Genomic DNA, 20,274 nt, shown 5'->3' with positions numbered 1-20,274 from the left:
GCTGTATGTTGACAATGGATGCGGGAGAGAAACAGGCGGTGCGAGGACATTCCTCTCACCGCCTGCCAGCCTCTTACTCCAGTTTAAACGTCGACACCGAATGCTGCAGCTCCTCAGCCAGCTGTGCCAGCGACTGTGCCGTAGCAGCCGTCTCCTCACTGCTTGCCGCTGCCTCCTCAGTGACCGAGGAGATATTCTCTACCGCTGTCAATACCGTCGATGATTGTGCCGCCTGTTCTTCGCTCGCTGCAGCGATCTCGGCAACCTTCTGACCCGACTCGTCGACCATATCGGCGATGCTGCGGAAGGATTCGCCTGTCTTCTCGGACAGCACGGTGCTCTCCTGGACGGCAAGCACGCTCTGACGGGTATTCTCCTGCATGCCTTTGATGATGCCTGCGATCTGCTTGGTCGCCTCCCCGCTGCGTTCCGCCAGCTTTCGCACTTCATCGGCGACAACGGCAAAACCTCGGCCCTGCTCGCCGGCACGGGCAGCCTCGATGGCCGCATTGAGCGCCAGCAGGTTCGTCTGGTCGGCGATATCCTCGATCACCTCGATGATCTCGCCGATCTTTTGCGAGTCGCCTTCCAGTCTTCTCATCTGGCCGTTGACCTGCTGCATGCTCTCGACCGAGGAGCGGATCACCTCGCCGCCTTCGCGGGCCAGCGTCATCGTCGACTCGGCGATCTCCGATGCCTGCTCGGTATTCTGGGCTACGGAGTGAATCGCCGACGAGAGCTCGACGAACAGTTCATTGATGGTCTGGGCGGCATTGGCCTGATTGGCGCTGCCGCTAGCTACCTCCTGCGTGCTCGCAGAGATCTGCTCAGCTGCGGCGGATACACTCTGTGAGGAAGTAAGAATGCCGCCGACGATCGACCTCAGATTCTCTACCATGCTGTCGATCGCCATCGCCAGCTGGCCGATCTCGTCCTTCGTACGGATACCGATCGTCTGGCGCAGGTCGCCGTCAGCCACCCGGTTGACCAGCGAGGCTACTTTGCTCAGCGGGCCTGAGATGACACGTGAGATGACAGTGCCGAAGACGATGCAAAGGATGACGGCGGCTACGAGAATGACGATCGTGATGATACGGGAGCTGGCATACAGTCTATCCCCCTCAGCCTGAGCCTGTTCGGCCTCTTCAAGATTAAGATAGACGATATTGTTCAATTGTCCGATCAGCACCTCGCCCTGCTGGGTCAGATCACCGCGGATCAATACACTCATCTCATCCATACGGCCGGCTCTGCCGAGCTCCATCACATCGGCCGAAATCGTGTTATACGCCTCCCAATTTGACTCGAAGGGGGCGATCGCTTCACGGTTAGCCTCACTCAGCGTTGTCGTCCGGAAGACCGCGATATGCTCCTCCACGGCGTCGCTTAGCTCATCAAAGCGCTCTGCCAGCCGATTGCGCTCGTCAGCCGTTTCGGCGAGCAGCGAGTCGCGGATCACGACACGCATCTCTATGAATTTGCTCTGGGCTTGGAGAAGTTCCTTGACGGGAATCAGATTGTCTTCGTACATGATATCCAGGCTTTCATTCAGCTTCCCCATATTCAGCACGCCAAACATGCCCACAAACGCCATCATGACCGAGATAATCAAAAATGCCGAAATCAACTTCACACCGGTACGCAAGTTATACAACCATCTCATCTTGTCATTCTCCTTCGGGTCGCGATTAGACGACTTCAATGTAATATCATGCTGCTAACGATTTATCATCTTAATGATGCCGCCCGTCTCCAAAATCAATGCGACCTTGCCGTCGCCGAGAATCGTCGCGCCCGAGATGCCTTCCACCTTGCCGATATAGGAGCCGAGCGAGCGGACGACGATCTCGTGGTTGCCGATCAGCTCATCCACCGCAAGTGCGACGCGCTTCTCGGCACGGCCGATGATGACCAGCGGCCGGTAACGCCCCTCTGTCTCGGGCTCGGGATATCCGAAGTGCCGGTGGATGTGCACAACCGGGATCACCTGTTCGCGCAGGGTGAGCACCGGCACTCCGCGGATCGTCCGGATCGCCGCCTGCTCTACTCTGACGATCTCGGCCACGTTGCTCATCGGCAGGATGAAAGTTCGCCCGCCGATCGCTACGACCAGACCGGTCGTAATCGCCAGCGTCAGCGGCAGGCGAATCTTGAAGCGAGTTCCCGCGCCTCGTGCCGTGGAGATATCGATCAGCCCGTTCATTCGTTCGATATCGTTGCGGACGATATCCATCCCCACCCCGCGTCCGGATATGTCACTGACCTTGGCCGCCGTGGAGAGGCCGGGATGGAAGATCAGATTCACCGCTTCCTGCTCCGAGAGCTGAGCCGCTTCCGATTCGCTGAGGACGCTTCTGGATACTGCGGCCCGCCTCAGCTTGCCGGTATCGATGCCCGCTCCATCATCCTCGATGACCAGACTGACCTGGTCGTCCTCATGCGCAGCGGTGATCCGCAGCACCCCCTTGACCGGCTTGCCGGCCGCCCGCCGATCCTCGGGCGACTCCAGTCCGTGATCTACCGCATTGCGGACCAGATGGATGAGCGGATCACCGATCTCCTCGATCAATGTACGATCCAGTTCCGTGTCTTTGCCTTCGAGCAGCAGTTCGACTTCCTTGTCCAGCGAGATGGACAAGTCGCGGACGAGACGCGGGAACCGGTTGAACAGCTGTTCGATCGGCAGCATGCGCACCTTCATCACACTTTCCTGCAGCTCGCCGATCGTCCGTGTGAGGTGGTCGGAAAGCTGGCTGAACTCGTCGAACGCTTCATCAGGTCCGAATTTTTGGCGCAAGGTCTTGCCAGCCTGCTGGATCCGCGTCTGATCGATCACCAGTTCGCCGACCAGGTTCATCAGCTGTTCGAGTCGCTCGATATTGACCCGAATCGACGACGTCTTCGTTTTTTCTGTGCGTACGCTTGATATTGCCGGCTCGGGGATGCTCGACTCTTCTTCGACGACCACCCCCTCGGGCAGCATCTGCAGTTCCTCAAGTACAGCCGTCTCCAGGGCGACTTGATCGACATCCATCATCCCCGCCGCCAGCTCCGTCAGCTCTTCCGCCTTCAGACTCGTCGAGACGAGCCAACGCGCCGTTGATGCATCCTCCGGCGTCTCGTCAGTCTCCTCCCGCCAGATCAGCTCGAGCAGCTCCTCCAGCCTGCGGCCGATGATCTGGAACCTGGCATACCGCATCTCGCAATGCTCCGACAGCTGTAAAGTCATCCAGAGAAGCTGTCGCTTCTTGTCCTCAGCGGCCACGAAGCTCTGATAGACCTCGTACGGCAGCAGCGGCGCCTCCATGACCGTCGCTTCACTGGCTTCCCTGTATTCTCCCAATTCCCGGATGATATCCGACATGTCGGATCGTTCTTCATGGCGTTCCGTGATTTCGGCCTGCAGCAAGCGCAGTCCATCCAGCGCCCCGAAGAAGAGCGTAACCAACTGCTGCGTCACCTGCAGCTCATGACTGCGCAGCCGCTCCAGCAGATGCTCCATTTCATGGGTCAGATTTTTGAGCTTTATGTAGCCCATCGCCGCAGAAGAGCCTTTGAGGGTATGCGCTGCCCGAAACAGACGTTGGATGCCCTGATCTGTGCTGCCTTCGCGCTCCAGCGACAGCAGTTCTTCTTCAATTGTATGAATCTGCTCGCCCAGCTCCTCGAGGAAGATGTCACGAAATTCTGATAGGTCCAGCATGGGCTTCCCACCTCTTAGCTCTGTATAAGCACTTCGTCCAATTTAAGTATGCCTACCAAACCGCTTGTATTGATGCCTATCCCGACAAAGTAGGAACCGCTGATGCCTCCGACCCGCTCGGGCGGGGGCTGGATGTCGGAAAACAGGGTCACCTGGTTGACTTGATCGACGATGATGCCTACCGCGTCATTGGCGTGAGCGACCACCACGATCCGCGACGATTTGGTGGGGGCCGCCTCCTCCAGAGCAAACAAGCTCCGGAGACTAATAACAGGGACAATCTTGCCTCTTAGATTAATCACACCGCGAACGTAATAATGACAATTCGGAATATCCGTTATATCTTGCAGCTTAATAATTTCGTGGACGTCTGCAATCCGTATTGCATAGTTTTCTCCGCCTACGCCAAATTCCACATACTGTTCCACAGCCGATGCCAACATCGTGAGTTCCTCCTTGATGTATCTTATCTGGTCAGGCAGCCGGTCAGGAAATCGGGTATTTCATCCAGCTTCATGATATGCTCAGCGCCTCCGGCTTCGATGGCTGCCCGGGGCATCCCATAGATGACGCAGCTCTCGCGGGATTCGGCGATAGTCACCGCATTCCCGCTCCTTCGTGCCCGGACCATCTCTTCCGCTCCGTCCTTGCCCATGCCTGTGAGCAGGATCAGGTAGCGCTGCAGTTCGTCCAGCGGAGCGAGGGAAGCGAACAGTTCGTCCACCGAGGGACGATGACCGGAGCGCAGCGCCTGCTGATGAAGGACGATCCGATAGAACCCGTCTGCTCGATCGACCGTCATGTGATAGTCTCCAGGAGCGATGTACACCGTCCCATTGCGCAGCTTCTCCTGATCAGCCGCTTCCACGACCGGCATCGGAGACAGCTTGTTCAACCGGGCGGCGAGTGAGGCTGTAAATTGCGGCGGCATATGCTGGACGATCAGGACCGGACAGTCCCAGCTGTCCCCGATCCCGGAGAGCAGCGATGCCAGCGCCTGAGGCCCGCCGGTGGAAGTGCCGATCGCCACAACCTTCTTTACGTCCTCCCGGCTTCCCGATAAAGTTACGGCATTACGGCTGGCTGCTCCTTTTGCAGCTACGGCAACCCTGGCTCCTTCCCTTCGCTGGGACTGCAGCTGGAGCCTTTTGGGGGAAACGGTCGAGGCGGCGTAAAGCTTGTCATTGAGCTCGGACATCAAGCGATGGATATCCAGGATGAATGTGGATGCAGGCTTGTGGATGAAATCGAGGGCTCCGTTCTGCAGCGACTCGATCGTCTCCGCCGCTCCGTCGCGAGTCAAGGAGCTAAGCATAATGACCGGCAGCGGATGCTCCCGCATGATCGCCTTGAGCGCTTCCAGCCCGTTCATCCCAGGCATCTCGATATCGAGACTGAGGACATCCGGGCGCAGCGTCTGGACACGCTCTATGGCTTCCACTCCATTCGATGCCGTTCCGACAACTTCCAGCCTCGGATCCGCATCGATATATTTGATCAAAAAACTTCTCATGAATGGAGAATCGTCGACAACCAGAACCTTGACTGCCATACCGCTGCCCCTCTCAATTGGTGAACTTCCGGATCTCTTGATGAACGCGAAGGAAAACATCGACAATATGGCCGTCAAATTGGCTGCCGCTGTGCCGCAGAAGCTCTTCTCTGGCTTCCTGCTCCGTGAAGGCCTTACTGTACGGACGATTAGAGGTCATACTGTCATAAGCGTCCAGCACCGCACAGATCCGGGCGTACAGAGGGATTTCTTCGCCGCGCAGCCGGTCGGGGTATCCCGTGCCGTCCCAGCGCTCGTGGTGATGGCGGACCAGCTTGATCATCGCCGTATCGAACTTGGGTTGCAGCTCCAGCATCTCTGCGCCAAGCTCGGGATGCAGCTTCATGATCACCCACTGCTCCCGTGTCAAGGGAGCCTGCTGGTACAGAATTTCTCTCGTGATCATCACTTTGCCCACATCGTGGACAAAGCAGCCTCTTATCAGCCGGTCCGTCTCCGCCTTGTTGAGCTGCATGGCCACGGCCATCTTCTCTGCAAGCAGCGCAACCCGGACACAATGCTCGTAGGTCTCAGGAGTTTTCTGCTTCAATAGCTCCATCCAGCTTCCAACACCGTGCAGATTTCCAGACTGATGTACTTTAGGCTTCTTAAATATAAGCATTTTCACCCCAAGCGGACCTCCTTGCTGCTTTTCCCAATATTCCCCCTATAATGTATCCCCGTCTCGGTCGATATAGAGAAGTGGCGCACAATAATAGTTGTGCGACATCCGTGACATCAGGAGGAGTGCATATATGGATACTACATCACTGGAAATACAAGGAAACTGGACTACTCTCAGCAACAAGGAGAACGCCGACTCCCAGTACAACGACAGTCAAATCATTCAAATGTTTCTGGCGACCTGCAGCAGGTCTGCCCATACTTATAAAAACTATGTCCGGGCCATCGAGAGGTTCCGGGCATTTCTAAATTTTAAACCGCTCAACGATGTAACATGGCGAGAGTTGGAGGCCTTCAAGCTGCATCTGAACAACCTAAGAACAACCTCGGGATCCGGGAGCACGCCTAAAAAGCTGGCTCCCGCCACCATCGCTGCCACTATCGCTCCACTCAAATCACTCTATAAATGGGGGAGTGATCCTAACATCAATCTGTTTTCGCATAATCCGGCCTCGCGGCTTCGTCTTCCCTCCGTACCGGTCACGAGCAAACGCCACTACCTGACCCGCAACGAGGTGGGACTTATCTTGCAGCAGCTTCAAAGCGAAGGCCTGCGCAATTACTTGATCGGTTTATCGCTGGTGCTGCTTGGGTTGAGGGTTTCCGAACTGACGGCAATCCAGTGGAAGGATTTTTATACCGACATTGCCGGGACGGGCATTTGGGTCACGATTACCAAGGGGAAGGGCGGCAAGGAGAGAGAGATTAAAGTTCCTCAGCAGTTGTGGAATTATTATATGGAATACGCACGCTACCTGTCTGACCACAGGGAGCCGTCTGGAGACCTGGTCTTATTCCAACTGTCTACACGGCAGATTGAACGGATTATCAGCCGCGCTGCACGTTTGAGTACAATTAGCAAAAAATTAACGCCGCATTGGCTCAGACATACCAATGCGACGCTCGCTTTGCTTCACGGAGCCAGTTTGCAGCAAGTGCAAGTGACACTGGGCCATTCTCATATCAATACGACTCAGCGTTATCTTCACACTGTAGACCAAATTAAGAAAACAGCACCAGATTTTGTAGAAGAGAGTCTGATCGACTTCATGCGCATCCAAACCATTAACTAATGAGTCTAAAGACCTTGTTTTCTTAGAATTCTATTGATTTTATAGTATTTTTGTCCTATAATAATGACGAAACGAGCCATATTTTCCCGGATTATGTCGCACAACTATTATTGTGCGACTTTAGTGTACCTAATTTTCCTACAAAAATCTCAACGAAATTCAAAGTCCCCCAAAAATATCCCCCACAACGCGCATTATCTTGAAAATATTGGCTAATATGCTTCCCGTCCTCTGAGCACTTAGGAAGAACTCGCGCCGTCTACGGCCAGCTAAGGACAAAAGTGCAACTAGATCCCAACTGTTCTCTTCCTGTCGGGATCATAACGTCAAAAGTACAATTAATTAGATCGAAATTCCCTTTTATATCCATTTCCCGGAATTTTAACTGCACTTTTGTCCTTAAGCCGCCGGTATATATTTTTTCTACGGTTTTTAATTGTACTTTTGTCCGTAACCGGGACACTCCTGGTGTCTGCCGCTGCGGGCATCCTTCATATTGCCGAGCAATATCAGCTTCGCAAGCATACGCGCAGCACGTTTCATTTTGGAGAAATACAAGCTACGTAGATAGAGCAGGTACATTTCCTTGTCCTATAACAAGCAAAGAGCCTTTGCGCACGTGCGCAAAGGCTCACTTGTAATCCCGTCCACTGATGAGAGGGCAGTGCATTTTTCAATGCTCCCTGCTCTTCACATATAAGACGCTCTCGTCAAAAAGGTGTCTGACTGATGCTGTAATCGCTTACTTTCATCTTGCACAATCTGGGTTTACTGGGCATATGCCGCATCAGCCGTCATCCGGTTGCTCCGGCTTTACCCAGAGCAGCTACCAGCTCATCATGCAGCAGGCCGTTGGTCGCCACAACATTGCGGACTCCGAGATGATAGCCGATGCCTGAGGTATCGCTGACGTGCCCCCCGGACTCCTGGACGAGCAGCGTACCCGCCGCCATGTCCCAACTGCTCAGCCCGATCTCCCAAAACCCGCTCAGCCTGCCGGCCGCTACATAGGCCAGATGCAAGGCCGCCGATCCCGCAACCCGAAGATTGCGAACTTGGGGGGCCAGAGCTTGTACGCCTTTGAGATTGATGGGCAACGCCATCTGCTGATCCGCCGGGAACCCGGTAGCGATCAGACTGTCCGACAATGATGTTTCCTTGGATACCTGCATCCGGTTGCCGTGCACATAAGCGCCCTTGCCTTTCTCCGCAACGAACAGCTCGTCCCTCGAAGGATCATAGACGACGCCGACGATCACTTCGCCCTTGTATGCAAGAGCGATGGAGACGACGAAGAACGGAAACCCGTGCACAAAATTGGTTGTGCCGTCGATCGGATCGACGATCCACAGATATTCCTCTTCTTGCATATCCTCCAATGCTTTGCGCGAGGCTGCCGCCCCGGCCTCGACCCCCTCCTCGCCCAAAAAAGCATGATCCGGGAAGTGGGTAAGAATCAGTCTGCGGATCAGCTTCTCCGAGCCTTTATCCACTTCGGTTACCAGATCGCTCGTGGAGCTCTTTATCGTCAGAGAGGCGTAAGCGCCGAGCTTGGTCTTGATCCATTCGCCGGCCTTGGCCGCACAATTGATCGCTACCGCGGTAAAGCTTTTGCTGCCGACGACACCGTCATTCCGTCCATCAGTCATCGTGTCATCACTCTACTTTCCTCTAATGATACAACCTCATCTGTTTAGTATACGTACCAGCCCCGCACAAGTTTCGCCTATCTTGCGGACAAGCCGGCCCATCTTCCGCCGCGCAAGCAGCAAACGGCCCTGTGCCGCTCATATCAGCGGTACAGGGCCTCATCAAGGTGCTTATACGCCTACGATGTTATAACCGTTGTCGACATAGATGACTTCGCCCGTAATACCGCGCGAGAGATGACTCATCAGGAACATTGCCGTGTCCCCGACTTCCGCCGTCTCCGTCGTCCGCCGCAGCGGCGCCTTCTCCTCCACTTGACGCAGGATCGTGTTGAAATCCTTGATGCCTTTGGCCGCCAGTGTCCGGATTGGTCCAGCCGAGATGGCGTTGACCCGGATATTGGACGGTCCAAGATCCGTTGCCAGGTAGCGGACCGAAGCCTCAAGCGCCGCTTTGGCTACGCCCATGACGTTGTAGTTGCGCAGCGCCCGCTCCGCCCCCAGGTAAGTCATCGTCATGATGCTGCCGCCCTCGGTCATCAGCGGATGCAGACGCTGGGCTACTGCAGTCAGCGAGTAAGCGCTGATATCATGAGCCAGGGCAAAGCCTTCCCGGGAGGTATCGACAAACATCCCTTCGAGCTCCTCCGTCTTCGCAAATGCGATACTGTGCACCAGGCCGTGCAGCACGCCGAACTGCTCCTTGACGTGAGAGGCCAGCGCTTCAATCTCTTCATCGACCGTCACATTGCACGGCAGGATAATGGCACCTGGGATCGTGTCGGCCAGCTTGCGGACTCTCTCGGCCACGCGGTCGCTCTCGTATGTAAATGCCAGGTTGGCTCCTTGGGCAGCCAGGGACTGGGCGATTGCCCATGCGATACTGCGGTCATTGGCGACACCCATGACCAGAATGTTTTTACCGTTTAACAACCCACTCATTGTTTGTTCCTCCTCACCCTCACGGGATCACTCTTTCATTTCATGGTAAAGGCTCTTGTCCAAAGTACTTCATTTGGCTTGTCTTTTCAAGAGTCAAATGCTTTCCTGCAGCGTTAGCCGTTGATCTCAACCGTCGCATCATCAATGAAACGCAGCTGCCCGTTGTCGTCAGCGATGCTGCGCAGCTCGTCCATCAGCTGCATGAGTGCCGCATCCTTCTGTTTGGCCTCGAGCATGACGTCCACTCTCGGCACCGACCCCGCGATGCCGCTCAGGAATGCCAACAACGGTCCCGTTTCGACTCCATCGGCATGACTCCGGGGATCCTTGGCGCTCTTGGGGCTGGAGGCATGCACCTTGGGCGCAAGCAGCGTCTGCAGCGCATCCGCGCCGCCGCCAAGCCCTGCTGCCAGCGCCCGCTCGCGTTCGACCGCCCAGGTCGCGGCGATGCGCGGCCACAGCTTTTGCGTCAGCTGTGTCATCGCCAAGCCGTCGCTGTTCACGGCATGGTGGTGGATGTCCAGCACCATCGGGACGCCCGCCGCCTCGGCGATCTGCAGCGTCTCTGCAGCGGTGAAGGTCTTATCATCGTTCTCCAGGGTGATCCTGTGGCGGTAACGCTCATCGATCGCAGCGAACTGCCGGAGGAACCTCTCCCCTGAGGCAGGCTTGTCCCCGTAAGCGCCGCCAACATGGATGTTGCATTTATAGGCCTCATCCAGCCCCAGCGCCTCCAGCATCCGGATATGCATCTCCAGATCTTCCACCGATTTCTCCAGCACCTCCGGGCGAGGCGTGTTGAGCACGCAGAAATGGTCCGGATGGAAGGAAGCGCGAATCCCATGACGACGGACAAACTCGCCCACCCTGGCAAAGGAGGCCGCAAGCGCAGGGACAGGATCCCAGTCGGCCAGTGCCTCGTGAGTGGCGAGCGGGATCAGTTTGGATGAAAGGCGGTACACTTTGATGTCATGCGCTGCAGCGTGTCGCAGCACACGCAGCGTGTTGTGCAGGTTCTCTTCCCCTAGGCGTTCGAGACGCCGCACCGCTGCTTCCCTGTCAGGCAGACGGGAGAAGTTGCGGTAGGTCATCGTCCGGGATGGCGAGGCATTCTCCAAAAGCATGCTCATCGCCACGAATCCGAAACGAACGATCATTCGCGGTTGCCGAAAAACATCTCGTACGCCAGAGCCGTCTGAACCCTCGACTCTTCCTCGGTGAGCTTGCGTACAAGTTCCATTTCAACTTGAGTAATTTCCTCTCCCTGGAAATTAATCTCCGATAGTGAGACCAGAATCTTGACGATGCATACGGCGGTATTATCCGGTGCGTAAGCGATCACTTTCTGTCCGGTCGGATAGACGCGGAAGCCGCTCTTGACCATCTTGTTGCGGCCATACTCCAGCAGCTCGTACAATTCTTGCTCCGACTTGAACTTGCAGACGGAGTTGAACTCGGTCTCGAAACCCATATGTATCCCTCCTGAATTCAGTTGCCGCTCGCCCGCCCAAGCGTCATAGCCTCCCGGCGGGCTTATCCTATGCTTACGAAGCAGCTTTCCTCCGGAAAGCTTAGCCTATGCTTACGAAGCAGCTTTCCTCCGGAAAGCTTAGCCTATGCTTACGAAGCAGCTTTCCTCCGGAAAGCTTTTAACTATACGTAATCCGCTGCTTCTCCTGGTGTCTGGCGACCGCCAGAGAGATCAGCGTGTCCAGCAGCTCCTGGTACGACATGCCCGTCTCCTTCCACATCAGCGGATACATGCTGAACGGGGTGAAGCCCGGCATCGTGTTCACTTCATTGATCAACAGCTGGTTGTCCCCGCGGCGCAGGAAGAAGTCAACGCGCGAGAGGCCGGAGCCGTCGATCGCCAGGAAGGCCTGAAGCGCCATCTTGCGCACCTCTTCCGCGACCTCCTCCGGCACGTCAGCCGGGATCTGCATCCGCGAGGTGCCGTCCACATACTTGGCATCATAATCATAGAAGTCGCTGGAAGTGATGACCTCTCCGGGCACCGAAGCCCGTGGTTCATCGTTGCCGAGCACACTTACCTCGATCTCGCGGGCATCGACAAACTCCTCGACGATCACCTTGCGGTCATAGCGGAACGCCAGCTCGATCGCTGCCGTCAGCTCCTCCCGGTTGCGCGCTTTGGAGATGCCGACGCTGGAGCCGAGATTGGCCGGTTTGATAAAGCAAGGGTAACCGAGCGCTACCTCAACCTCCATAATGAAAAATGCCGGATCCTTGATCCACTGCGTCCGGTTGAAATGGCGATAGACGCACTGCGGCAAGCCTTCCTGAGCGAACACTTTCTTCATCATGACTTTGTCCATCCCTACAGCCGATGCCAACACGCCGGCCCCGACATAAGGGACATCCGCCATCTCCAGCAAGCCCTGGATCGTCCCGTCTTCGCCATAGGTGCCGTGCAGCAGCGGAAAGATCACATCCAGCGTCTCTCCGGCAGCGTCGCCGCCGCCAGGCTGCAGGCTTCGCAGCACCGGCACGAGCTCCCCGCCTGCTGCGGACGGACCATACTGGAGTTCTTTCACTTCTTGCGGCGGCGCGCCCAGCACAGCGCCAGCATGCCATTTGCCTTGCTTGGTAATATAGAAAGGTATAATATCATATTTGGCATAATCAAAGGCCTTCATAACCGCAAGCGCCGTCTGCAGCGACACTTCATGCTCGCCCGACTTGCCGCCGTAGATCAGACCTACCCGTACTTTTTTCCCCATTGGCTATCCTCCGGTACCACATAATAAAGGTAATTGATTGAATTAAGAGAGATAATGTCTGCGCGAATCAAAACTCATCCGCCAAGTGAACCATCTGATAGCGTGTGGCTTCCGTCCAAGCATAGGAATCCCTATAATCCCAGTAGCGGTGGCGACTGGACACGGTGTTGGCGTTGACAAGTGGCATACGCTCCGCATCAAAAGCCGTCACGATCGTACTGTGCTGATACCTGCCGTCCCCGTTCCAGTCGTACAGGATGACATCGCCCAGCTCCAGCTGTTCGGGACGGTCCACCAGCGTCCCCCGCAGTCCTTCGCGCCGCGGGGCAGCCAACAGAGCCTGCATGGCGTTGGATACGGCCCAGCTATAACTCCACCACTCGCGACCGCCATCCCGTCCCTTGTACCACCAGCCCGATTCCCTCCTACCAGTATAATTCATCGGGGCACCGCCTGCAAAGAGACACTGGGAGATGTAGTTGGTGCAATTCACCTCGAATTCCTCGTATTCGGGATTCGCTTTGTTCCACCAGGTGTCGGCATACGCGACGGCCCGGTCGCGACGGTAGCGCTGCGGCTGGGTCCGGGTTGCCAGCGGCAGCACGAGATTGCGATTGACGAAGGGCCGGCTGCGCGGGACATGCAGGTCGGTATGCTGCCTGCCGCGCTCCTCTTCATAAGGCACCGCATTGCTCGAATAAGAACCGTAGCGCGGCCTGCGTTCGGAGACCAGCGGTTCGATGCGGACGATCGCCCACCTCCCCTGATGATCCTGCAGCCACAGTCGCTCATATTCGCTCCGTTCCTCTACGTATCCATGGCCGAACTGATCAAGGGAACGACGCTGGTCCAGACGCAGCAGCAGCGTTGCTTCATGGGCTGCCTCGTTCACCCGCATCGGCTGCGCTTTTGTTTCATTGCGGCCGGACCATGCACAGCGGCGCTGCTCGCGCTCTCGCAATCGGTCGAGCTTGGTACCGTACCTCGACAAGTGTTCCCGGTCGTCGACCAGCCGATTGAGCGGCTCGGCATCGAGCTCGATCTCCGCCTGGTTGACCAGCTTTACGTATTCATGGATCGCTGCCTTCCAGCCCTGCAGCTTCTCTGCACTGCGTGGCTTTCCCGGTGTGCGCGGCATCGCCATTCCTCCCCTGCGGTTTGTGGCGGATCTCACATCATGCTTCAGTATATGAAGCAAACCGGAAACTCATGTTATAGAGGAAACCCCGCCGATGCCTCCGCATCAACCGCAGGTGCTTTGCAAGTTGCAGCGCTTGCAGGCAAAACTTATACTTTCAAAAAAGACCAAAAAACGCTATACTTAAGGTAGCCGTGATTTTATGAAATTGGGTTTCACACAGCGAAACTAAGACGAAACTCGATAGCCATAAACCATCACAATTTTATGAAAAAACCATCAAGGAGGAGCACAATTCATGCCGACACAAGATCAATTCTCCGTCCGCACTTCGCTCACCGCGGCAGGCCAGTCTTATGCCTACTATCGCCTGCAGGGTCTGGAAGAGCAAGGACTGGGTCCGATTTCCAAGCTGCCTTTCTCCATCAAGGTACTGCTGGAAGCCGCTGTCCGTCAATATGACGGCCGCGCGATTACCCCTGAGCACGTCAAACAGCTCGCCAGTTGGGCTGACGAGCGCGTAGACAAGGAGATCCCATTCATCCCTGCACGTATCGTTCTGCAGGACTTCACAGGCGTTCCTGTCGTAGTCGACCTGGCTGCCATGCGCGACACCGTGAAGAAAGCCGGCGGCGATCCGAAGAAGATCAACCCGCTTGTACCGGTTGACCTCGTTATCGACCATTCCGTTATGGTCGACGCTTTCGGTTTCGAGGGCGCGCTTGAGTTCAATGAAAACCTGGAATTCCAGCGCAATGAAGAACGTTACCGTTTCCTGCGCTGGGCGCAAACCGCCTTTGACAACTTCCGCGCGGTACCGCCTGCGACCGGTATCGTTCACCAGGTTAACCTGGAGTACCTTGCTTCTGTAGCAGCTACAAAATCCGTTGACGGTGAAATGGTTGTTTACCCCGACTCCCTCGTAGGTACGGACTCGCATACGACCATGATCAATGGTTTGGGCGTCGTTGGCTGGGGTGTCGGCGGTATCGAGGCAGAAGCCGGTATGCTCGGACAACCACTGTACTTCGTTATGCCTGAGGTTATCGGCGTCAAGCTGACAGGCAGCCTGTCTGAAGGCGCTACTGCGACTGACCTGGCCTTGACCGTTACCGAGATTCTGCGTAAGAGAGGCGTCGTCGGCAAGTTTGTCGAGTTCTACGGCCCTGGACTTTCCAATATCAGCTTGCCTGACCGCGCTACCGTTGCTAACATGGCGCCTGAGTATGGCGCAACTATCGGCTTCTTCCCGGTCGACACGATTACACTGGACTTCCTGCGTCAAACCGGCCGTACGGATGAGCAGATCGAGCTCGTAGAAGAGTATTACAAAGCGCAGGATATGTTCCGCACAGACGACACGCCGGATCCGGTATTCTCCGACGTCCTGGAGCTGGACCTCTCGACGATCGTACCGAGCCTTGCCGGTCCAAAACGTCCGCAGGACCGTATCGAGCTGACCGACATGAAGAAGTCGTTCAACGATATCGTCCGTACGCCGATCGACAAAGGCGGCTACGGCCTGAGCGACGACAAGATCGATGAGCGCGTCGAAGTGAAACACAAGAACGGACAGGTAAGCGAGATGAAAACGGGCGCTGTCGTAATCGCTGCGATCACCAGCTGTACGAACACGTCTAACCCGACTGTTATGCTGGGCGCAGGCCTAGTCGCCAAGAAAGCCGTTGAGCGCGGTCTTGTGAAGCCTGCATACGTGAAGAGCTCGCTGACACCGGGATCTCTGGTCGTTACCGAGTATCTGAAGAAAGCCAACCTGATCGAGCCGCTCGAGGCACTGGGCTTCCACGTGGCCGGTTACGGCTGCGCGACCTGTATCGGCAACTCCGGCCCGCTGCCTGACGAAGTGAGCAATGCAATCGCCGACAACGACATGACGGTCGCTGCCGTGCTGTCCGGCAACCGGAACTTCGAGGGCCGTGTTCATGCACAGGTCAAAGCCAACTACCTGGCTTCGCCGCCGCTCGTCGTCGCTTATGCGCTGGCAGGCACTGTCAACATCGATCTGGCGAACGATCCGATCGGCTATGATCAGAAGAATGAGCCCGTCTACCTCAAAGATATCTGGCCATCCTCCAAGGAGATCGCCGCGGCTGCGGATGCAGCGATTACGCCGGAGATGTTCCGTGACAAGTACGCCAATGTCTTCACGCAAAATGAGCGTTGGAATGCGATTCAAGTGCCGGAAGGCGAGCTGTATGAGTGGGATGCCCGCTCGACTTACATCGCTAACCCGCCATTCTTTGAGAACCTTGGCCCAGAGGTTGAAGACATCGCCGACATCAAAGGCGCCAAAGTGCTCGCTCTGCTGGGCGATTCGGTCACAACCGACCACATCTCGCCAGCTGGTAACATCAAAGCGGACAGCCCTGCAGGCGAGTTCCTGATGAAAAACGGCGTCGAGCGCAAAGACTTCAACTCTTACGGCTCGCGTCGCGGTAACCATGACGTGATGATGCGCGGTACATTCGCCAACATCCGCATCCGGAACCAGGTTGCTCCTGGCACCGAGGGCGGCGTAACGACTTACCTGCCAACTGACGAAGTGATGTCCATCTATGAGGCTTCGATGAAGTACCAGAAGAAAGGCACCAACCTCGTTGTTATCGCTGGCAAGGAGTACGGCACAGGCAGCTCGCGTGACTGGGCAGCCAAGGGCACCTTCCTGCTGGGCGTCAAAGCGGTTATCGCCGAGAGCTTCGAGCGGATCCACCGTTCCAACCTGGTCGGCATGGGCGTACTGCCACTGCAATTCCAGGAAGGTCAAGGCTGGTCCACGCTCGGTCTGACAGGCCGCGAGACGTTCGATATCACTGGCCTGGACAACGACGTGAAGCCAGGTCAAAAAGTGAACGTGACAGCGACTCGCGAAGACGGCACAACTTTCGAATTCATCGTAACTGCACGTCTGGATTCCGCAGTCGACATCGACTACTATCGCAACAGCGGCATCCTGCAGACTGTACTGCGCCAGATGATCGCCAATATGTAAATTGTACAAGGTGAAACGGCTATCGCCGTCCCTTGGCGGCGCAGCGCGTTTCATTCCGGAGAATTCTAAGCCAAGTAGATGTGTAAAACATATACTTTCTTATATTTGGACAATAGCAACGAACTAGGAACGCACCCTTGCCATTCTCATGGCGGGGGTGTTTTGTTTCCTGGGTACAACACACATGGGTAAGGTGTGCTATGCCCCTATTATAATGAAACTGATAATCAATATCAATTAAAATATTTGCATCTTTCCCTCGTAGGCCTCTTAGGCGCAACTAAACCAACTTCGCCCCGTACTAATAAGTAACATTTGAACCAGTTATCTACACTGCTAAGGAGGTGAATTATGCGATATTTAATCCTCATAGCCCTCTCGCTTTTTTTAATTATAGCGCCTTCACTTTATCTGTTCTATAGATTCTGGACCTACAACAACCCCGGGACGGGGCCTGTAGGCAATGGAGTCTTACCTCTCTCTGGCTATGAGCTGACATTTTGTATTCTTGTCATTTTATTTGGTTTGTCTCATCTCATCCTTACCATCCTTAAATTCAGACGCAGTGAGGATAACTAAACAAGCCAACCTCCGAGGAGATTGGCTTGTTCATTAATGTGCTTCTATTCCAACCAAGCGTTGACTTTATCTTCGTTAGCTGCAACCCAGTCCTTGGCAGCATCTTCAGGCGATTTACCTTCCATGATCTCGACCATGACTGCGGCCATATCGTCCGGTGTCCAGTTGAATTTGTCGAGCATCGCATAAGCTTCCGGCATATCATCCTGCAGTCCCTGACGGACGAAGGTATGGATCTGCTCGTCACCACCATAGATGTTCATCGGATCTTCCAGGTACTTCAGGTCCATGCTGGCGAACTTCCAGTGCGGTGTCCAGCCCGTCACGATGATCGGCTCTTCTGCGGCATAAGCGTTCTGCAGCTGTTGGGCCATCGCGGCCGAGGAGCTCTCCAGCAGTGTCCATTCTCCTCCGAGCTCATACTCCTCCAATACCGTCTCCGTTGTCATCATGATGCCCGCTCCCGGCTCGATGCCGGTGATCGTATAATCCACTTCTGCACCGATCTCGCCGTTCTTCAGATCCTCGATGCTGCTGACATTCTCCATATAAGTTGGCACAACCAGTCCGATCTTGGTCCCTTCCAGGTTAACCCCCAGGTCCTCGATACGGTCTCCATAGGTGTCAATATAGCTTTGATGCGTGGTCGGGAGCCATGCCGCTACCATCGCATCGGCGCTGCCGTCTGCGACGCCGGCAAACATCGGCCCTGCGTCAACCTGCAGCATTTGTACGGTATACCCCAGCTTTTCTTCCAAAACTTCCTTCACGACATACGTGCTGGCAATCTCGGAATCCCAGGCCACGTAAGCCAATTTGACCTCGCCGCCAGTGCCGTTCCCGCCCCCCGAGTTTGTACAAGCTGCCATAAGCGACGTTGCCAGTACCATTGTCAAACCAAGTTTCCATTGTTTCTTCATAATCCAAAAGACCCCCTATTGTTTTTTCTTGCGCAATACATTTTGCGTCAGCCGATCCAGCACGATCGCCAGGACGACAATCGCGATACCCGCCTCGAAGCCGACTCCTGTTTTAGCCTGTGTTACCGCCCGGTAGACGCTTGCGCCTACCCCTTGCGCACCGATCATCGAGGCGATCACGACCATCGACAACGACAGCATGATCGTCTGATTAATGCCGGCCATGATGGTCGGCATAGCGATCGGCAGCTGCAGCTTGAACAGCTTCTGCGATGGCGTGGAACCAAAGGCGTCTGCAGCCTCCACCAGCTCTGCCGGCACCTGCCGGATGCCGAGGTTTGTCAGACGGATCGTCGGTGGAATCGCAAAGATGATCGAAGCGATGACCCCAGGCACGACACCGAGCGAGAAGAAGGTAATCGCAGGCAGCAGGTAGACGAAAGCGGGCATCGTCTGCATAAAGTCCAGAATCGGCGTCATGACGTTTTGGACCGCATTTTTGCGGGCGCACAGAATACCGATCGGCACGCCTATAATGACCGACAACAGCGCCGCTGTCAGCACCAGGGCGAGCGTCTGCATCGTTCCCGACCAATAGCCGAGATTGTAGATCAAATACAGGCCGACGAGGGCAAAGATGCCCATCCGCCATTTGGCGACGTACCAGGTCAGGGCGGCGATCAGCAGAATAAGCAGCAGTGGCGGGAACCACTGCAGTACCGTCTCCAGGCTGTTCACGGTCCACCCGACGACAAACTTGATGAAATCAAACAGCGGTTTTAAATGCGTCTGCAGCCATCGCTCCAGCTCATCTACCCATTGGGCAATCGGAATTTTGGGAATATCCACGCGTCACGCACCTGCTTCCGGTACGGTGTTGCCTGCCAGGGCGGCAAGTACAGCACCTTTAATAATAATGCCTTGCAGCCGCTGCTCGCCGTCGATGACAGCAACAGGCAGTCTGGTAGCGCTGATGGTCTCGAACAGCTCATTTAGCAAGGTATCCGGCGATACGGACGGCAGCTCCCGCTGGATGATACTGTCGAGCGGCTGCCCGTCCTTGACGGCCTGCGACGCATCCTCGGCACTGATGACGCCGATCAGCTTCTTGCCTTTGTCGACAACATACAGATTGGATACGCCGCGGTCCCGCATCAGCTGCAGCGCCACGCGCGGACCGCGCTCGAGCGTGATCGTCTCCGGCTTGCGCATAATATGGCTTGCTGTAAGCACCTTGGAGAGATCGACATCCTCCACGAAGCGCTCGACGTACTTGTTGGCGGGCTGCATCAGGATCTCCTCCGGCGTCCCGATCTGTACGATACTGCCATCCTTCATGAGCGCGATCTGATCGCCGATGCGCAGCGCCTCATCCAGATCATGCGTGATGAAGATGATCGTCTTCTTCATCTTGGACTGCAGCTCCAGCAGCTCATCCTGCATATCCTTGCGGATCAGCGGATCCAATGCGCTGAACGCTTCGTCCATCAGCAGGATGTCCGGATCGTTGGCCAGGCCGCGCGCCAGGCCGACACGCTGCTGCATGCCGCCGCTGAGCTGATCGGGATAGCTGTCCTCCCAGCCCCCCAGGCCGACCAGCTCAAGGGAGCGCAGCGCTTTCTCGCGGCGCTCCGCTTTGGGCAACCCCTGCACCTCCATGCCGTACTCAACATTTTCGACGACCGTCCGGTGCGGGAACAAAGCAAACTTTTGAAACACCATGCCCATGTTTTTGCGGCGGAAGCTGCGCAGCTTTTCGACACTCATCTTCAGTACATTCTCACCGTTGAAGAGGACCTCGCCGCCTGTCGGTTCGATCAGACGGTTCAGCAGGCGGACCAGGGTCGACTTGCCGCTGCCGGACAGACCCATGATGACGAAGATCTGGCCTTCTTCAATCGCGAAGCTGGCTTGGTTGACGCCGACAGTTAACTTCATTTCTTTGAGTATTCTCTCTTTGGACCAGCCATCATCCAGAAGCGGGATGGCTCTTCTCGGGTCGGATCCGAAAATTTTGGTCAGTCTCTTTACCTCGATAATCGACATGTTGCCCCCCTTAGACTGCACGTTCATCAAGGACGTTCCTACGGGAACGGACGTGTGAACGGCCTCTACACTGTCGCTTGACTGGTTACAGTTTAGTGCTAATAGCCTAAAATCGCAAAAGCGATATAGGCCCGTAATTTACGTACAGTTTAAACTTTACAAACTTTTTGTACAGTTTACTCTTTATTTCATTGATTTTCATAAACATATCCGGCTTTACTTTTCCACAAATGTTTG

General features: G+C 55.6%; 16 protein-coding genes. 2 read left to right on the top strand and 14 right to left on the bottom strand.

Going from position 1 to position 20,274, the window contains the following annotated elements; genetic code table 11:
* Nucleotides 1-73: 73 nt before the first annotated feature.
* Genes ABC336_RS20335 through ABC336_RS20315 form a run of 5 tightly spaced genes read right to left on the bottom strand, consistent with a single transcriptional unit; the run spans nucleotide 74 to nucleotide 5,814 of the window.
* Complete coding sequence (locus tag ABC336_RS20335; RefSeq protein WP_413240386.1) at nucleotides 74-1,663, bottom strand: methyl-accepting chemotaxis protein; 1,590 nt, start codon at nucleotides 1,661-1,663, stop codon at nucleotides 74-76.
* Nucleotides 1,664-1,717: 54 nt separating this feature from the next.
* Nucleotides 1,718-3,703: a chemotaxis protein CheA gene (locus ABC336_RS20330; RefSeq protein ID WP_413240385.1), complete on the bottom strand. Its 1,986-nt coding sequence runs from the start codon at nucleotides 3,701-3,703 to the stop codon at nucleotides 1,718-1,720.
* 14 nt (nucleotides 3,704-3,717) lie between these two features.
* The gene (locus tag ABC336_RS20325) at nucleotides 3,718-4,146 is read right to left on the bottom strand and encodes a chemotaxis protein CheW (protein WP_413240384.1); all 429 of its coding nucleotides are present in this window, start codon (nucleotides 4,144-4,146) and stop codon (nucleotides 3,718-3,720) included.
* A gap of 23 nt (nucleotides 4,147-4,169) precedes the next feature.
* On the bottom strand, nucleotides 4,170-5,255 hold the full coding sequence (locus tag ABC336_RS20320) for a protein-glutamate methylesterase/protein-glutamine glutaminase (RefSeq protein WP_413240383.1): 1,086 nt from the start codon (nucleotides 5,253-5,255) through the stop codon (nucleotides 4,170-4,172).
* A gap of 13 nt (nucleotides 5,256-5,268) precedes the next feature.
* A complete protein-coding gene (locus tag ABC336_RS20315; RefSeq protein WP_413242567.1) occupies nucleotides 5,269-5,814 on the bottom strand; it encodes an HD-GYP domain-containing protein in 546 nt (181 codons plus the stop codon).
* A 196-nt stretch (nucleotides 5,815-6,010) separates the two neighbouring features.
* On the opposite strand from ABC336_RS20315, the gene ABC336_RS20310 reads away from it, so the two are divergent.
* Nucleotides 6,011-7,012 carry a tyrosine-type recombinase/integrase gene (locus tag ABC336_RS20310; protein ID WP_413240382.1) on the top strand — a complete coding sequence of 334 codons (1,002 nt, stop codon included), beginning with the start codon at nucleotides 6,011-6,013 and terminating at the stop codon, nucleotides 7,010-7,012.
* A 794-nt stretch (nucleotides 7,013-7,806) separates the two neighbouring features.
* On the opposite strand, the gene ABC336_RS20305 is transcribed toward ABC336_RS20310, so the two are convergent.
* From ABC336_RS20305 to ABC336_RS20280, 6 genes are all read right to left on the bottom strand, one after another.
* Entirely contained in the window at nucleotides 7,807-8,661 is an 855-nt protein-coding gene (locus tag ABC336_RS20305) for an inositol monophosphatase family protein (protein ID WP_413240381.1), read from the bottom strand.
* A 171-nt stretch (nucleotides 8,662-8,832) separates the two neighbouring features.
* Nucleotides 8,833-9,603 carry an enoyl-ACP reductase FabI gene (gene fabI / locus ABC336_RS20300; RefSeq protein WP_413240380.1) on the bottom strand — a complete coding sequence of 257 codons (771 nt, stop codon included), beginning with the start codon at nucleotides 9,601-9,603 and terminating at the stop codon, nucleotides 8,833-8,835.
* 113 nt (nucleotides 9,604-9,716) lie between these two features.
* On the bottom strand, nucleotides 9,717-10,760 hold the full coding sequence (gene uvsE / locus ABC336_RS20295) for a UV DNA damage repair endonuclease UvsE (protein ID WP_413240379.1): 1,044 nt from the start codon (nucleotides 10,758-10,760) through the stop codon (nucleotides 9,717-9,719).
* The gene (locus ABC336_RS20290; RefSeq protein WP_413240378.1) at nucleotides 10,757-11,074 is read right to left on the bottom strand and encodes a hypothetical protein; all 318 of its coding nucleotides are present in this window, start codon (nucleotides 11,072-11,074) and stop codon (nucleotides 10,757-10,759) included. Before ABC336_RS20290 ends, uvsE begins: the two co-directional genes overlap by 4 nt.
* Nucleotides 11,075-11,252: 178 nt before the next feature.
* Complete coding sequence (locus ABC336_RS20285; RefSeq protein WP_413240377.1) at nucleotides 11,253-12,344, bottom strand: D-alanine--D-alanine ligase; 1,092 nt, start codon at nucleotides 12,342-12,344, stop codon at nucleotides 11,253-11,255.
* Nucleotides 12,345-12,411: 67 nt separating this feature from the next.
* Complete coding sequence (locus ABC336_RS20280; RefSeq protein WP_413240376.1) at nucleotides 12,412-13,482, bottom strand: amidase domain-containing protein; 1,071 nt, start codon at nucleotides 13,480-13,482, stop codon at nucleotides 12,412-12,414.
* Nucleotides 13,483-13,780: 298 nt separating this feature from the next.
* Between ABC336_RS20280 and acnA the strand changes: the two genes are divergently transcribed.
* The gene (acnA, locus tag ABC336_RS20275; RefSeq protein WP_413240375.1) at nucleotides 13,781-16,492 is read left to right on the top strand and encodes an aconitate hydratase AcnA; all 2,712 of its coding nucleotides are present in this window, start codon (nucleotides 13,781-13,783) and stop codon (nucleotides 16,490-16,492) included.
* Nucleotides 16,493-17,115: 623 nt separating this feature from the next.
* On the opposite strand, the gene ABC336_RS20270 is transcribed toward acnA, so the two are convergent.
* From ABC336_RS20270 to proV, 3 genes are read right to left on the bottom strand one after another with little or no spacing between them, the layout of a single operon-like run.
* A complete protein-coding gene (locus ABC336_RS20270) occupies nucleotides 17,116-17,991 on the bottom strand; it encodes a glycine betaine ABC transporter substrate-binding protein (protein WP_413240374.1) in 876 nt (291 codons plus the stop codon).
* 15 nt (nucleotides 17,992-18,006) lie between these two features.
* Nucleotides 18,007-18,840 carry an ABC transporter permease gene (locus ABC336_RS20265; protein WP_413240373.1) on the bottom strand — a complete coding sequence of 278 codons (834 nt, stop codon included), beginning with the start codon at nucleotides 18,838-18,840 and terminating at the stop codon, nucleotides 18,007-18,009.
* A 3-nt stretch (nucleotides 18,841-18,843) separates the two neighbouring features.
* Nucleotides 18,844-20,037 (bottom strand): glycine betaine/L-proline ABC transporter ATP-binding protein ProV, encoded by a 1,194-nt coding sequence (proV, locus tag ABC336_RS20260; RefSeq protein ID WP_413240372.1) that lies wholly within the window; start codon nucleotides 20,035-20,037, stop codon nucleotides 18,844-18,846.
* Nucleotides 20,038-20,274 lie beyond the last annotated feature (237 nt).

The sequence above is a fragment of the Paenibacillus jepli genome, assembly GCF_047238105.1.
Lineage (GTDB): Bacteria > Bacillota > Bacilli > Paenibacillales > Paenibacillaceae > Paenibacillus_D.
This window is presented reverse-complemented; position numbering and strand designations above follow the sequence as displayed.

What these genes read in the sequence shown, in the direction of transcription:
- ABC336_RS20335 (WP_413240386.1), bottom strand. Translation starts at nt 1,663, where the DNA reads ATGAGATGGTTGTATAACTTGCGTACCGGTGTGAAGTTGATTTCGGCA.
- ABC336_RS20330 (WP_413240385.1), bottom strand. Translation starts at nt 3,703, where the DNA reads ATGCTGGACCTATCAGAATTTCGTGACATCTTCCTCGAGGAGCTGGGC.
- ABC336_RS20325 (WP_413240384.1), bottom strand. Translation starts at nt 4,146, where the DNA reads ATGTTGGCATCGGCTGTGGAACAGTATGTGGAATTTGGCGTAGGCGGA.
- ABC336_RS20320 (WP_413240383.1), bottom strand. Translation starts at nt 5,255, where the DNA reads ATGGCAGTCAAGGTTCTGGTTGTCGACGATTCTCCATTCATGAGAAGT.
- ABC336_RS20315 (WP_413242567.1), bottom strand. Translation starts at nt 5,814, where the DNA reads ATGGAGCTATTGAAGCAGAAAACTCCTGAGACCTACGAGCATTGTGTC.
- ABC336_RS20310 (WP_413240382.1), top strand. Translation starts at nt 6,011, where the DNA reads ATGGATACTACATCACTGGAAATACAAGGAAACTGGACTACTCTCAGC.
- ABC336_RS20305 (WP_413240381.1), bottom strand. Translation starts at nt 8,661, where the DNA reads ATGACTGATGGACGGAATGACGGTGTCGTCGGCAGCAAAAGCTTTACC.
- fabI (WP_413240380.1), bottom strand. Translation starts at nt 9,603, where the DNA reads ATGAGTGGGTTGTTAAACGGTAAAAACATTCTGGTCATGGGTGTCGCC.
- uvsE (WP_413240379.1), bottom strand. Translation starts at nt 10,760, where the DNA reads ATGATCGTTCGTTTCGGATTCGTGGCGATGAGCATGCTTTTGGAGAAT.
- ABC336_RS20290 (WP_413240378.1), bottom strand. Translation starts at nt 11,074, where the DNA reads ATGGGTTTCGAGACCGAGTTCAACTCCGTCTGCAAGTTCAAGTCGGAG.
- ABC336_RS20285 (WP_413240377.1), bottom strand. Translation starts at nt 12,344, where the DNA reads ATGGGGAAAAAAGTACGGGTAGGTCTGATCTACGGCGGCAAGTCGGGC.
- ABC336_RS20280 (WP_413240376.1), bottom strand. Translation starts at nt 13,482, where the DNA reads ATGCCGCGCACACCGGGAAAGCCACGCAGTGCAGAGAAGCTGCAGGGC.
- acnA (WP_413240375.1), top strand. Translation starts at nt 13,781, where the DNA reads ATGCCGACACAAGATCAATTCTCCGTCCGCACTTCGCTCACCGCGGCA.
- ABC336_RS20270 (WP_413240374.1), bottom strand. Translation starts at nt 17,991, where the DNA reads ATGAAGAAACAATGGAAACTTGGTTTGACAATGGTACTGGCAACGTCG.
- proV (WP_413240372.1), bottom strand. Translation starts at nt 20,037, where the DNA reads ATGTCGATTATCGAGGTAAAGAGACTGACCAAAATTTTCGGATCCGAC.